Below are 13963 nucleotides of genomic sequence, written 5' to 3' on the forward strand. Positions count from 1 at the left end.
GGCCATATGCGGCGGCATAGGCGCTTGGGCCGGGATAATCCGGCCTTCTCGACGAATGAGACTGGTTGCGTCTGTTTTCCCTCTTCCCGACAGATCGGCAAGGTGGCGAAAAAGCCCCGTGGCATGATGCCTGCGGGCACGACAGCGCAGCCGTGCGGACGATGACGTCCGCCCGCCTTGTCGTTTCATGACAATTTTCGACGGCAGGTTGCGCCCTGCCGCCCATTGATGTTTGCGGCCAGGAGCCGCATGAAAGAAGAATATTTTGACCAATGAAAACACTTTGATCGGTAAGGACGCTGGGGAACTGAACGGTTTCGCCGCACTTGGAATTACCGGCGCACTGCTCAAGGCCACCAATGCCGCCGGCTTTACCGATCCGAAGCCGATCCAGGCCCAGGCGATCCCGCCGCAGCTCGAAGGCCGCGACATTTTCGGCATCGCCCAGACCGGCTCGGGCAAGACGGCGGCGTTCGCGCTGCCGATCCTGTCGAAGATCATCGCACTTGGCACCAAGCGCCGGCCGAAGACGGCCCGCGCGCTGATCCTGGCGCCGACACGTGAACTCGCGGTGCAGATCGAGGAGATGATCAAGCTGCTCGCCAAGGGCGCGCATGTATCGACCGCGCTCGTGCTGGGCGGCGTCTCGCGCTTCAGCCAGGTGAAGAAGGTTGCGCCCGGCGTCGACATCCTGATCGCAACGCCCGGTCGGCTGACCGACCTTGTGCGTGAAGGCGACCTGATGCTTGCCGACACCAAATGGCTGGTGCTCGACGAAGGCGACCGCATGCTCGACATGGGCTTCATCAACGACGTGAAGCGCATCGCCAAGGCGACGGCGCCGGACCGTCAGACGGTGCTGTTCTCGGCGACTATGCCGGCCGAGATCGCCGAACTGGCGAAAGGCCTGCTGAAGAACCCGATCCGCGTCGAAGTCGCTCCTCACAGCACCGCGGCAGCCGAGATCGTGCAGGGTGTCGTCTTTGCCCGCACCAAGCAGAAGCGCCAGGTGCTGGCCAACATGCTTGCCGATGAGGCGATGAAGTCCGTCATCATCTTCTCGCGCACCAAGCATGGCGCCGACAGGGTGACCAAGGATCTCGAGCGCGACGGCTTCAAGGCCGCCGTCATCCACGGCAACAAGTCGCAGAACGCCCGCCAGAAGGCACTCAACGATTTCCGTGAGGGTTCGGTGCGCATTCTCGTGGCGACCGACATTGCTGCACGCGGCATCGACGTGCCCGGCATCAGCCATGTGGTGAATTTCGACCTGCCGGACGAGGCGGAGAGCTATGTCCACCGCATCGGCCGCACCGGCCGCAACGGCATGGACGGCATCGCCATCACACTCTGCGACCCGTCTGAAAACAGCAAGCTGCGTCAGGTCGAGCGCATCATCCGCACCAAGCTGCCGATCGTTGCCGACCATCTCGGCAGCCCCGATCCGCAGCGCAATCCCGCCGAGAAGAACGAGCGCAGCTTCGAACCGGCCAATGATCGCAACGACCACAATGGCCGTCGCGACGGCAGGCGGCCCGGCGGCGCAAACAACGGCTTCGGCAAGAAGCGGTTCGGCGACAAGCCGGCCTTTGCGGGCGAGCGCAAGCCGGAAGGCGCCAAGCCCTTCAAGGGCAATAACAAGCGCCGCTTCGGCGGCAAACGGCCAACAGCGCGGGCCGCATAATCTGACCGTGTTGCGGTCGGCCAAGCCTGGCTTGGTCACACACGATTGAAGAGGGCGACCGGAGCGATGCTTCGGTCGCCCTCTTGCTTGGGGACCTTTGGTTCACCTTACCACCGCCTCGATCCACACGACGGTCCGCTACGCGAGGAAAGCCGTGGTCGATGGCGACAGCGCGTCGCCGGCAATGACGTGGTTGTCCGGGTCGCCGGTATCGTCGACCGGCACCAATTCATGTGCGGCGCCCCAGCGACCCGCAAACACGATCGCTCGCCCATCACCGATCCTACTCGACTGGCGGCTTGCGGTCGAAATTCAGTGGCCGCGCATTCCAGCGGGTGACCGTGCTGATCACCCATCGGCAGAACGGCCTCGGCAGCATCCTGAGCAACTTCAGCGTCCAACTCAGGCGGCGTGGGAAAGTGACTTCGAAGCCGCCGTATTCGATGCCTTGCGCGATGCGGCGCGAGGCCAGATTGACCGGCATCAAGCCCGGCATCGGCAGGAAGTTCTTTTCGGTCAGCCGCGTGTCGACAAAGCCCGGATTAATCACCTGGATGCGGACGTTCATCTTGTCGAAATCGTATTTCAGCGACTCGGCCAGGATATTGACCGCCGCCTTGGTGCCGCCATAGGCGGCGGTGGTGGGCCAGCCGAAATAGGCGGTAACCGAACCGATCAGCACGACATGGCCGCGCGAGCGCACGCGCATGCGTTCGATGACTGGCAGCAGGCCATTGATGATGCCAAAATAATTGACTTCGAAAGACCGACGGAAATTGCGCGCCACAAGATCCTCGCCCGGCGTTGCGATATAGCTTCCAGCGTTGAACACTGCCAACACGATCGGACCGAGATCTTTCTCGATCGCTGCAACCGTCTTCGCCATGCGTTTTTCGTCGGTCACGTCGCAAGGATAGGCTGCGACACGGCCCGCCATCTGCGCCGTTTCGACGATGAGAGTATCGATCGGATGGTCATCTGGCGCAGTCACCGCGACGACATAGCCCCGAGCGGCAAGATCCTTGGCCAGCGAACGGCCGATACCGCTGCTGCCGCCCGTAATCCAGGCGACGCCATGCTTCGGATTGGCCCGATAGAGTGTCATGTTGCGCCCCGCCGGCTCTTCTTAGCCTGTGCTCTACCGGTGAAGAAATCGAATGAAAAGAGTGCTTTTCGGTACATGGTTGAAATGAATACCGGTAGGGCGCTCCTGGCTGCAGGAATTGCAGTGTGCGAAATGCGACTGGACCAGGCAAATTCTTGCCTTGAAACCGAAGCTTCGGGTTTCTAGGGTTTCGCCGCACCCACAAAGGAATCTCCATGCCCCGTTCTGTGATCGACGTGATCGGCAACACGCCCCTGATCCGCCTCAACAAGGCCTCGGAAGCAACCGGCTGCGAGATCCTGGGCAAGGCCGAATTCATGAATCCCGGGCAGTCGGTAAAGGACCGCGCCGGCCTGTTTATCATCCGCGATGCGGAGCAGCGCGGGCTGCTGCGGCCCGGCGGCGTCATCGTCGAGGGGACGGCCGGAAATACCGGCATCGGATTGACACTGGTTGCCAAGGCGCTCGGCTACCGCACGGTGATCGTCATTCCCGACACCCAGAGCCAGGAGAAGAAGGATACAATCAAACTGCTCGGCGCCGAGCTGATCGAAGTGCCCGCCGTGCCTTACAAGAACCCGAACAACTACGTGAAGCTGTCGGGCCGGCTGGCCGAGCAGATGGCGAAGAGCGAGCCGAATGGCGCGATCTGGGCCAACCAGTTCGACAATGTCGCCAACCGTGACGGCCATATCCGCACCACGGCCGAAGAAATCTGGAACCAGACCGACGGCAAGGTGGATGGTTTCGTGTCGGCGGTCGGTTCCGGCGGCACTCTGGCAGGCGTCGGTTTCGGGCTGAAGGCCAAAAACAACCAGGTCAAGATCGCGCTGGCCGATCCGCTGGGGGCAGCGCTCTATTCCTTCTACACCAGCGGCGAGCTGAAATCCGAGGGCAGTTCGATCACCGAAGGCATCGGGCAGGGGCGGATCACCGCCAACCTCCAAGGCTTTACACCCGATTTTGCCTTCCAGATCCCCGACGAGGACGCGCTGCCGATCGTATTCGACCTGATCCAGGAGGAGGGGCTTTGCGTTGGCGGTTCGACGGGCATCAACATTGCCGGCGCCATTCGCCTGGCGCGCGAGCTAGGCCCCGGCCACACCATCGTGACCATGCTTTGCGACTACGGCACGCGCTACCAGTCGAAGCTGTTCAATCCTGAATTCCTGCGCGAAAAGAAGCTGCCGGTGCCGGGCTGGATGGAGCAACAGAGCACGATTTCGGTACCGTTCGAAAGGGTTGCGTGATGGCGCACAAGACCGAAGCGCTGTTTCGTGACGACGCCTATCTGGGGACGGCCGACGCCACCGTCGTCGCAGTCAATGATCGCGGCGGCATCATTCTGGACCGGACGGTGTTTTACGCCACATCGGGCGGGCAGCCGGGCGACACCGGCAGCCTCGAACGCGCCGACGGCACCGGCATAGCGATTGCCGCTACGATCACCGGCGAAACCAAGGACGAGATCATCCATGTGCCGGCGCCGGAGCAGGCAGTTCCAAAGGTGGGCGAGCGCATGAGGCTCGCCATCGACTGGCCGAGGCGGCAGTTGCTGATGCGCATGCATTCTGCCTGCCACCTGCTTACCGTCGTCTGTCCGTTCCCGATCACCGGCGCCGCGGTTTCCGAGGACGACAGCCGTATCGATTTCGACATCCCGGACGCCGGCTTTACCAAGGAAGACGTGACGGCCAGACTGATGGAGCTGGTGCGAGCCGACCACCCGATCTTCACCCGGCTCATTTCCGACGAGGAACTGGCATCCAATCCGGGCTTGGTGAAATCCAAGAATGTGCGGCCCCCGGCCGGCACGGGAAGGATCCGATTGGTCTGCATCGGCGAGAACGCTTCGATCGACAGCCAGCCTTGCGGCGGCACCCATGTAAAGAGCACCAGCGAAATCGGCGAGATCCATATCGGCAAGATCGAGAAGAAGGGCCGCGAGAACCGGCGCTTCCGCATTCGCTTTGGTCCTATGCCGCCAGCCTGATATAGGACTGCGACGGACGGGACAGGAGAGAAAAGATGGCCGACGACAGTCCTTTCACCATCGATGCCGATTGGTTACAGAAGCGGCTCGGCGAACCCGGCCTGACGATTGTCGACGCGTCCTGGTATCTGCCGGCGCAAAAGCGTGACGCGCGCGCCGAGTACGACGTAGCGCATATTCCAGGCGCCCGCTTCCTCGACCAGGATGCGGTTTCGGACCCCGACGCGGCTCTGCCGCACACGCTGCCGTCGCCGCAGCATTTCGCGCAATATGTCGGCGCGATGGGTATTTCGGCCGATGACACGATTGTTGTCTATGACGGGCCAGGGTTCTTTTCTGCACCGCGCGCCTGGTGGTTGTTTCGCGTCATGGGCGTGTTCCAGGTCTATATACTCGACGGCGGCTTCGATCGTTGGAAAGCCGCCGGACGGCCGGTGACTGCGGAGCCGACGAAGATCGCGCCTTGCGTGTTTTATGCCAACTTCGATGCCGCCCGCGTCGCCAGCCTTGCCGACATGCGCCGGATCGTCGAGACGGGGGAGAGCCAGATCGCCGACGCGCGCTCGCCTGGCCGTTTTGCCGGCACCGAGCCGGAGCCGCGCCCCGGCATCCGCTCCGGCCATATGCCGGGCGCGCACAACGTGCCGTTTTCGGCGCTTTCGGAAAACGGCGAATTGTTGCCGAAGGACAGGCTGCGCAAAGTGATCGAAGGAGCCGGCATCGACCTGTCGAAGCCGGTCGTCACCTCCTGCGGGTCGGGCGTCACCGCGGCAGCCGTCACGCTAGCTTTGGAGACGCTTGGCCATGCCGACAACAGGCTTTATGACGGTTCATGGACCGAATGGGGCGGGCTTTCCGACACGCCTGTCGTGACGGGCAAGGACTGACGGTGATGGAAGACGGATCGCTGGAAGACATCGATGTCACCGTGACGTTTCTCGAAATGCATGTGCCGCCTGCCTATTCGCCGCCGCTGCCGTACAACCGCCAGATCGCGCTGCTCAAGACCAAAGACATTCCCCTGCATTTCTACCGCTATTTGATGGATCGGGTCGGCCGCAAATGGCACTGGGTCAATGTTTTGAGGCTGAGCGACGAGGAGCTTGCGGCGGGCATCCACCGCGAGGACCGCGACATCAGGGTGCTTTATCTGGATGGTGCGCCGGCCGGCTTCTTCGACCTCAAGCCGCATTTGCCGGAGGAAGTGGAACTCGCTTATTTCGGAATGATGGAGCACGCGACCGGGCAAGGCATCGGCCGCTGGTTCCTCGGTGCGGCAATCGCCGCAGCCTGGTCGCACGGGCCAAAGCGGGTGACGGTGCAGACCTGCACCCTCGATCACCCAGCAGCACTGCCGCTCTATCAAAAACTCGGCTTTACGCCAGTGGCGCAAAAAAAGGAGGTCGTACATCCGATGTCTTTTGCCGAGCGCGCGGCCAGCGTCATGCGGCCCTGATTTTCAGGCCCGTTCATCCGAGCTTCAGCTTGTCTTTGCAATGTCCCAGAGTCTCTGGATCAACACTCAAAGGCGAGCCCGACTTGAATGAGCTTGGCTCTTTCCATATCGCTATCGTCTAAAAACCGATGGGTGATGGAGGATCGCACGATGGCAATACGCGTGGTAATGGCCGGCGCGACCGGCTGGGTCGGCAAAGCGCTGGTTCCGGCGATCGGGGCGCAAGGCGACATGGCGCTGGCCGGGGCTGTATCACGCAGCGGCGCGGGGCAGGATTCCGGTCTGCTGGTTGGTATGCCGGCTAATGGTATTGCCGTTTCGGCCTCGCTGGCCGAGGCGCTGGAGGCGCCGTCGGACGTGCTGGTCGACTTCACCAAGCCGCATGTCGTGAAAGACCATGTGCTGCTCGCCATCGACAACGGACGGCACACGGTGATCGGCACGTCGGGACTGGGAGCTGCCGACTATGCCGAGATCGACGCCGCGGCGCGCGCCAATGGCGTCGGCGTTGTTGTCGCTGGCAACTTTTCCATCACCGCCACGCTGATGAAGCGGTTTGCACTTATGGCGGCAAAATACGTGCCGGATGTCGAGGTCATCGATTATGCTAGTGCAAAGAAGCCCGACGCGCCCTCCGGAACCGCACGAGAGCTTGCTGAAGCGCTGGCCGACATCCGCAAGGCCTCAACGGCAAAGCCGGTCTCCGAGGTCTCCGGCGTGCCGGCCACACGCGGTGGTGCGGTCGGCGCAGGCGAGGGGGTGCAAGTGCACGCGCTTCGCCTGCCGTCCTACATCCTGTCCTGCGAGGCGCTGTTCGGTCTGCCAGACGAGCGGCTGACCATACGCCACGACGCCGGCTCGTCCGCGGCGCCTTACGTGGCGGGCACGCTGCTCGCCATCAGACGGGTACAGCAGATCAAAGGTCTGGTTCGTGGTCTCGACGCGCTGATGGATTGATCCATTTCGGCAGGAATCGGGTGGGAAGCTCTGCCTTGCGAGCATAATTTCCGGTCGACGACACCGGAGATTTTGCCATGACGCTAAAATTCAAAGCATTGCCAACCAATGCTGTCCGGGCACTTCAGCGCGGCGGGCCGGATGCTTATGGCTTGAAGCCAGAGCGGCAACTTTCGGATGGCGACGGCGTGCCTTGCCGTCATTGCTTGAAAAATATTGCTGTGGGAGAAGCCTATCTTGTTTTGGCCTATCGGCCTTTTCCGGAGCTGCAGCCTTATGCCGAAACGGGGCCGATCTTTCTGCATGCGAAAGAATGCGAACGCGCCGCCGAGGGGAAAATGCTTCCCGAAATGCTCGAAAGCAGCGATTACATTGTGCGCGGTTATGGCAAGGACGACCGCATCGTTTACGGCAGCGGCGGCGTCATTCCGACCGACGCAATTGCCGCACGGGCAGAGACGTTGTTCGAACGCGACGACATCGCTTACGTCCACATCCGCTCGGCGCGCAACAATTGCTATCAGTGCCGGATCGACCGCGCGTAACCGGACAGGCTGCACCGGCTTGGGGCTGTCGTACTCCCGTCGCATACAAGCGGTAGAAACACACTGTCGATCGATTTGCCGACCGCGGATGAACCGGCGGGAATTTTCGACAACCGAGGAAGCGGGGCTTTGGCTCCGCTTTTTTGTTGTCCGGTTATTCCGCGCGCCCGACACTTTTCAGTTTTTCGACATAAGAAAAAACCCGTCGGACGAATCCGACGGGCACTGGAGAGGCAGATTCGGACAGCTCAGGCGGCGAGAACGGCCTTCGGCTCGACCAGGTCGTAACCGAGCGCTTCGGCCACTGCGCGATTCGTGATCTTGCCCTTGTGGACGTTCAGCCCGTTGCGCAGATGGTGGTCGTCTACCAGCGCCTTGAGGCCCTTGTCGGCGAGCTGCAGGCCATAATGCAGCGTCGCATTATTGAGCGCGTGGGCCGAGGTGACCGGCACCGCACCCGGCATGTTGGCGACGCAATAGTGGATGACGCCATCGACCTCATAGGTCGGCTCGGCATGGGTGGTGGCGTGCGAGGTCTCGAAGCAGCCGCCCTGGTCGATGGCGACGTCGACCAGCACGGCGCCTTTCTTCATGCCCGACAGCATTTCGCGCGTCACCAGCTTGGGCGCTGCTGCCCCCGGGATCAGCACGGCGCCGACGACGATGTCAGCCGAAAAACATTCTTCCTCCAGCGCCTCGACGGTCGAGTAGCGGGTGTGGACGCGGCCGCCAAAGATGTCGTCGAGCTGACGCAGGCGCGGGATCGAGCGGTCAATGATGGTGACGTCGGCGCCAAGGCCGGCGGCCATCCGTGCAGCATGCAGGCCGACGACGCCGCCGCCGAGCACAGTGACCTTGCCGGGGAGCACGCCGGGCACGCCGCCAAGTAGCACGCCGCGGCCACCATTGGCCTTTTGCAGCGCCGTTGCGCCCGCCTGGATCGACAGGCGGCCGGCGACTTCCGACATCGGTGCTAGCAGCGGCAGACCGCCGCGCTCGTCGGTGACCGTCTCGTAGGCTATCGCGGTCACGCCGGAGGCCAGCAGGCCCTTGGTCTGCTCCGGATCCGGGGCAAGATGCAGATAGGTATAGAGGATCTGGCCGTCGCGGAGCTGAACCCATTCGTTGGGCTGCGGCTCCTTGACCTTCACGATCATGTCAGACTTGGCAAAAACGTCGGCGGCCGTTTTGGCAATCGTGGCGCCGGCGGCGCGATACGCGTTGTCATCGGCGCCGATGCCGGCGCCGGCGCCGGTCTCGATCAGCACTTCATGGCCATGCGCGACATATTCACGGACCGAACCCGGTGTCAGGCCGACGCGGTATTCATGGTTCTTGATTTCCCGGGGGCAACCGACGCGCATCTTTTTCTCCTGATCCGGCCCTTTGGGGCTCGTTCCCTGTCTAGAGATAGTGAACCACGAATCGTTCGGCAAGTGTTTGCGAATGCGCTTGCCAGAGAGGCCACTGTTCGATAATCGTTGCGCAAAACATTAGAATTATCGCAGGAACCCGCAAAAATGCCGCTCGACAGGATTGATATCGCCATTCTCGAGACGCTGCAGAAAGACGGGCGGATACCCAACGCAGCGCTCGCCGAGAAGGTTGGCCTGTCGCAGTCGGCCTGTTCGCGGCGGCTGGACAATCTGGAGAAATCCGGAACCATCCGCGGCTATCACGCACGGCTGTCCAACGCTGCACTTGGGCACCAGATGACGGCGATCGTACATATATCGCTGTCCGGGCAATTCGAGAAGACGTTGTCGGATTTCGAGGCAGCGATAAAGCGCTGCCCGAACGTCCTGTCCTGCCATTTGATGTCGGGCGAATATGACTACATCCTGCGCATCGCGGCAAAGGATCTCGTCGACTACGAACGCATCCACAAGGAGTGGCTGTCGGCAATGCCGCATGTGACGAAGATCAATTCGTCTTTTGCCTTGCGCGAAATCGTCGATCGCACGGCCGTGGGAATGAAGCCTGAACTCGCCTAGGCCCCGAACTCGCCTAGGTGTTGACTGCCTCGGTCACCACACGGTCCATCCGAATGTCGTGCGGCTGCGGGTAGATGGTGACGATGCGCTGCAGTTCGTAGCCGACGCCGATGACCAGCGGTTTGAAGGGCATCGCGGCAAGCGTGCGATCGAAGAAGCCGCCGCCATAACCCAGGCGAAACTGCCCGGGATCGATGCCGACGATCGGCGAAATGACGATGTCGGGCAACACCGGATCACCCTCGGCCGGTATCGGGATATTCCAGACGCCCTTCTCCAGCCGGTCTCCGTGGGTATAGGCGCGAAAGACAAGCGGCCGGTCTTTCTCGACGACGACGGGCAACGCCGTGCGCCCGCCCCGCGCGTTAACGGTTTCCATCCACGGGCGCAGGTCCGGCTCGCCGCGAAACGGCCAGTAGAGGCTGACCATGCGGCCGGCGATGTCGCCGATCACCGCGTCGAGCCCTTCGGCAATGCGCTGCGACATAGCTGCGCGCGTGTCGGCCGAAACGGCAAGGCGGGATACGATCAACCGCTCGCGCTCGGCCTTGCGCCAGCGCCTTACGTCGGTCCAGTCGGATAGCGGCGCTTGGAACTCCGGATCAAGCTCGTGCATAAAACAAGGCGGCGAGGCGTACTGCGCTGAGTCTTCATCTTCATTCCTAGCCATGCTTCACCTGCAATATACTGTTCCGACCAAGTCGTATCCGGGACGTAAGCTATATCCGGGAATGAGTCTGCAGCATGCGTATTCACGACATCAAGAGACGAGTCCCAGGCAGTTGCAGCGCAGGCATTGCTGCACTGCACAAGGATACTTACATCAGCCTTGGCGAGAGGGATGAGTGAGATGAACATAGCCAACCATCACGTCGTCGTCGTAGGCGCCGGTTTCGGCGGCCTCGAATTCACCCGCGCACTTGCCGGCGCGCCGGTGCGCATCACCATGATCGATAGGCGCAATCATCACCTCTTTCAGCCGCTGCTCTACCAGGTGGCGACGACGGCCCTGGCCACCTCCGAAGTGGCTTGGCCGATCCGCCATCTCCTGCGCAGGCGCAAGGACGTGACGACGCTGCTTGCCACTGTGACTGGCATCGACCGCACCGGCAAGCGGGTGCTGCTGCAGGACGGCGGCACGGTCGCTTACGACACGCTGGTGCTGGCCACCGGCGCGCGGCACGCCTATTTCGGCCATGACGAATGGGAGCCATTCGCCCCGGGCCTGAAGACGCTGGAGGACGCCACGACCATTCGACGGCGTATTCTTTTGGCTTTCGAGCAGGCCGAGCGGGAAACCGATCCCGCCCAGCGCCAGGCATTGCTGACGCTGGCGATCGTCGGCGGCGGGCCGACCGGCGTGGAATTGGCCGGCACCATTGCCGAACTGGCGCACGACACGCTGCGCGGCGAGTTCCGCAACATCGACACGCGGCAGACGCGTGTGGTGCTGATTGAGGCCGGCGACCGCGTTCTTGCCAATTTCGCGCCGGAACTCTCCGATTATGCAATGAAGGCGCTCGAACGGCTCGGCGTGACCGTCGAACTCGGCCGAGCGGTTACGCGCTGCGATGCTGAGGGTGTCGTCTTCGGCGACAGGCATTTGCCGGCCAGGACAATTCTTTGGGCGGCGGGCGTAGCCGCTTCGCCGGCCGCCGAATGGCTCGGCGCGGCAGCGGACCGCGCGGGCAGAGTGCTTGTCGAGCCCGACCTGAGTGCGCCGGGAAACCCGGAGATTTTCGTCATCGGTGACGCAGCGCACGTCCTGCGGCCGGATGGCCGGCTGGTGCCGGGCGTCGCGCCCGCCGCCAAGCAGCAGGGACGGCACGTCGCCACGGCGATCAAGGCAAGGCTTGCCGGTGACGCGACACCGCGTCCTTTCAGCTACAGGCATGACGGCGATTTGGCGACGATAGGCAAGCGCGCGGCGGCCATCGATTTCGGCTGGATCAAGCTTACCGGCCGGCTTGCCTGGTGGCTATGGGGCTTGGCGCATATTTACTTCCTGATCGGCTTTCGTAACCGGCTTGCGGTTTCCCTGAGTTGGCTATGGATCTACTTCACCGGTCAGCGCAGCGCGCGGCTGATCACCCAGGGCGACGACGATAAGGGCTGATTGTTCGCTGCCGGACATTCATCGGCGCGTCACCTCCTCTTGATGGAATCGGCTTCTGGACTCGGCTGGATTTCGGCGCGAAGCTTTGCTTCGGGCAGGACTTGTCACGTCGTGGAAGGAAGAGAGAACGAATGTCCCAATTGCGCCACCTCGTCTCACGCCGCGATTTCCTCGCCGGCGTTGCCGCCAGCGGAGCGCTGATCATGCTGCACCCGTTCTCCGCCCGGGCTCAAGCCAATCAGGCGCATCTGAGGATTATGGAGACGACCGACATCCACGTGAATGTGCTGCCTTACGACTACTACGCCGACAAAGCTAACGACACGATGGGGCTGTCGCGAACGGCATCGTTGATTGAAGCCGTGCGCAAGGAAGCAACCAACGCGATGCTGATCGATAATGGCGACCTTCTGCAAGGCAACCCGATGGGCGACTACATCGCCTACGAGAGGGGGATGAAGGATGGCGATCTGCATCCGGTCATGAAGGGCATGAACCTGCTCGGCTACGAATGCTCGACGCTCGGCAACCACGAGTTCAACTATGGCCTGTCGTTCATGGACAAGGTGCTGGCCGGTGCCAATTTCCCGTTTGTCTGCGCGAACCTGATCCGCGGCACGGAGCTCGCCGCGAACCCGCGCGACGACAAGCTTTATCTCAAGCCTTACGTCATCCTCGAAAGGAACATCAAAGACGGGTCGGGCGCCGAGCAACCGATCAGGATCGGCATCATCGGCTTCGTGCCGCCGCAGATCATGGTCTGGGACCTGAAAAACCTCGAGGGCAGCGTCAAGACGCGCGACATCGTCGAGGCGGCCAAGGCGTGGGTGCCGCAAATGAAGGAAGAAGGCGCCGACATCGTCATTGCGCTCTCCCATTCCGGCATCGATGTGAAGCAAAGCGACATGATGGAGAATGCCTCCTTCTTCGTTGCCGGTGTCGAAGGTATCGATGCGGTGTTCACCGGCCACCAGCATCTGGTCTTCCCCGGCAAGAAGGACTTTCAGTCGCTGGACGCCGTCGATACGGCGAAAGGCACATTGCAAGGCAAGCCCGCCGTCATGGCCGGCTTCTGGGGCTCGCACATGGGGCTGATCGATCTGTTGCTGGAGCGCGACGGATCGACGTGGAAAATCGTTTCGACGACCTCTGAGGCCAGGCCGATTTTTGAGCGGGTCGACAAGACGAACAAGCCGACCGTCGCGGACGACCAGCGCATCGTCGACGCGCTCAAACAGGACCACGAGGCGACGCTTGCCTATGTGCGCCGGCCGGTCGGCAAAACCTCGGCGCCGCTCTATTCCTATTTTGCGCTGGTCGCCGACGATCCATCGGTGCAGATCGTCAGCCAGGCGCAGACCTGGTACTTGAAGGACATCCTGAAGAACACAGAGTGGAAGGATATGCCGCTGTTGTCGGCGGCGGCACCGTTCAAGGCGGGCGGGCGCAACGGCGCCGACTATTACACCGACGTGCCGGTGGGCGATATCGCCATCAAGAACGTCGCCGACCTCTACCTCTATCCAAACACGGTGCGCGCCGTCGAAATCACCGGGGCAGAGGTGAAGGAATGGCTGGAAATGTCGGCCGGCATCTTCAACCGGATCGAACCGGGCAAAGCCGACCAGGCGCTCATCAACACCGACTTCCCGTCTTATAATTTCGACGTGATCGACGGCGTCACATACAAGATCGATCTGTCGCAGCCACCGAAATATGATTCGAAGGGCGGGCTGGTGAATGCTGGCTCGACCCGCATCATTGACTTGATGTTCGACGGCAAACCAATTGGCCCCATGCGGAAATTCGTCGTCGCCACCAACAACTACCGAGCCGGCGGCGGGGGCAATTTCCCGGAGATCAATGCCTCGAAGATCATCTACGAAGCGCCCGACACCAACCGCGACGTGATCGTGCGCTATATCGTCAGCGAAGGCACCATCAACCCGTCGGCGGATGCTAACTGGTCGTTTGCGCCGCTGCCGGAAACCAGCGTCGTGTTCGAGACCGGCGCCAAGGCGAGAGAGTTTATTGCGCAAGTGAAGTCGCTGAAGATCGAGCCGGCGGGCGAGGGCGAAGCGGGGTTTTCCAAGTACCGCATCACTCTTTGAGG

Annotated in this window: 13 protein-coding genes and 1 pseudogene; 10 read left to right on the forward strand and 4 right to left on the reverse strand. The window is 62.0% G+C overall.

All coding sequences use genetic code 11. From position 1 onward, the window contains the following. The first annotated feature begins 265 nt into the window (after positions 1–265). Positions 266–1684: a DEAD/DEAH box helicase gene (locus tag NKI67_RS16710; protein WP_352646043.1), complete on the forward strand. Its 1419-nt coding sequence runs from the start codon at positions 266–268 to the stop codon at positions 1682–1684. A 138-nt stretch (positions 1685–1822) separates the two neighbouring features. On the opposite strand, the pseudogene NKI67_RS16715 reads toward NKI67_RS16710, so the two are convergent. Then, positions 1823–1939, reverse strand: a pseudogene (locus NKI67_RS16715) (alpha/beta hydrolase); the annotation flags it as partial. A gap of 28 nt (positions 1940–1967) precedes the next feature. After that, complete coding sequence (locus tag NKI67_RS16720) at positions 1968–2789, reverse strand: SDR family oxidoreductase (protein WP_352457508.1); 822 nt, start codon at positions 2787–2789, stop codon at positions 1968–1970. A gap of 215 nt (positions 2790–3004) precedes the next feature. On the opposite strand from NKI67_RS16720, the gene NKI67_RS16725 reads away from it, so the two are divergent. From NKI67_RS16725 to NKI67_RS16750, 6 genes are all read left to right on the forward strand, one after another. Then, on the forward strand, positions 3005–4039 hold the full coding sequence (locus tag NKI67_RS16725) for a cysteine synthase A (RefSeq protein WP_023675106.1): 1035 nt from the start codon (positions 3005–3007) through the stop codon (positions 4037–4039). Then, positions 4039–4782, forward strand: coding sequence for an alanyl-tRNA editing protein (locus tag NKI67_RS16730; RefSeq protein WP_023675105.1), 744 nt, complete (start codon positions 4039–4041; stop codon positions 4780–4782). Before NKI67_RS16725 ends, NKI67_RS16730 begins: the two co-directional genes overlap by 1 nt. 35 nt (positions 4783–4817) lie before the next feature. Then, complete coding sequence (gene sseA / locus NKI67_RS16735; protein WP_023675104.1) at positions 4818–5669, forward strand: 3-mercaptopyruvate sulfurtransferase; 852 nt, start codon at positions 4818–4820, stop codon at positions 5667–5669. A 5-nt stretch (positions 5670–5674) separates the two neighbouring features. Next, positions 5675–6238, forward strand: coding sequence for a GNAT family N-acetyltransferase (locus NKI67_RS16740; protein WP_352448953.1), 564 nt, complete (start codon positions 5675–5677; stop codon positions 6236–6238). A 150-nt stretch (positions 6239–6388) separates the two neighbouring features. Then, on the forward strand, positions 6389–7195 hold the full coding sequence (dapB, locus tag NKI67_RS16745; RefSeq protein WP_352646045.1) for a 4-hydroxy-tetrahydrodipicolinate reductase: 807 nt from the start codon (positions 6389–6391) through the stop codon (positions 7193–7195). A gap of 77 nt (positions 7196–7272) precedes the next feature. Next, positions 7273–7740 carry a DUF1203 domain-containing protein gene (locus NKI67_RS16750; protein WP_023675101.1) on the forward strand — a complete coding sequence of 156 codons (468 nt, stop codon included), beginning with the start codon at positions 7273–7275 and terminating at the stop codon, positions 7738–7740. 248 nt (positions 7741–7988) lie between these two features. On the opposite strand, the gene ald is transcribed toward NKI67_RS16750, so the two are convergent. Beyond that, positions 7989–9104, reverse strand: coding sequence for an alanine dehydrogenase (ald, locus tag NKI67_RS16755; protein ID WP_023675100.1), 1116 nt, complete (start codon positions 9102–9104; stop codon positions 7989–7991). 156 nt (positions 9105–9260) lie between these two features. On the opposite strand from ald, the gene NKI67_RS16760 reads away from it, so the two are divergent. Beyond that, positions 9261–9734: an Lrp/AsnC family transcriptional regulator gene (locus NKI67_RS16760; protein WP_023675099.1), complete on the forward strand. Its 474-nt coding sequence runs from the start codon at positions 9261–9263 to the stop codon at positions 9732–9734. A gap of 13 nt (positions 9735–9747) precedes the next feature. Here the strand turns inward: NKI67_RS16760 and NKI67_RS16765 are convergent, their stop codons facing one another. After that, on the reverse strand, positions 9748–10404 hold the full coding sequence (locus NKI67_RS16765) for a 5-formyltetrahydrofolate cyclo-ligase (protein WP_023675098.1): 657 nt from the start codon (positions 10402–10404) through the stop codon (positions 9748–9750). 180 nt (positions 10405–10584) lie between these two features. Here NKI67_RS16765 and NKI67_RS16770 point away from each other — a divergent pair, with 180 nt between their 5' ends. Continuing rightward, entirely contained in the window at positions 10585–11850 is a 1266-nt protein-coding gene (locus NKI67_RS16770) for an NAD(P)/FAD-dependent oxidoreductase (protein WP_352568592.1), read from the forward strand. Positions 11851–11981: 131 nt separating this feature from the next. Continuing rightward, positions 11982–13961 carry a bifunctional 2',3'-cyclic-nucleotide 2'-phosphodiesterase/3'-nucleotidase gene (locus tag NKI67_RS16775; protein ID WP_352646046.1) on the forward strand — a complete coding sequence of 660 codons (1980 nt, stop codon included), beginning with the start codon at positions 11982–11984 and terminating at the stop codon, positions 13959–13961. Positions 13962–13963 lie beyond the last annotated feature (2 nt).

The organism is Mesorhizobium sp. M0408 (assembly GCF_040321495.1).
In the GTDB taxonomy this organism is placed as follows: Bacteria; Pseudomonadota; Alphaproteobacteria; order Rhizobiales; family Rhizobiaceae; genus Mesorhizobium.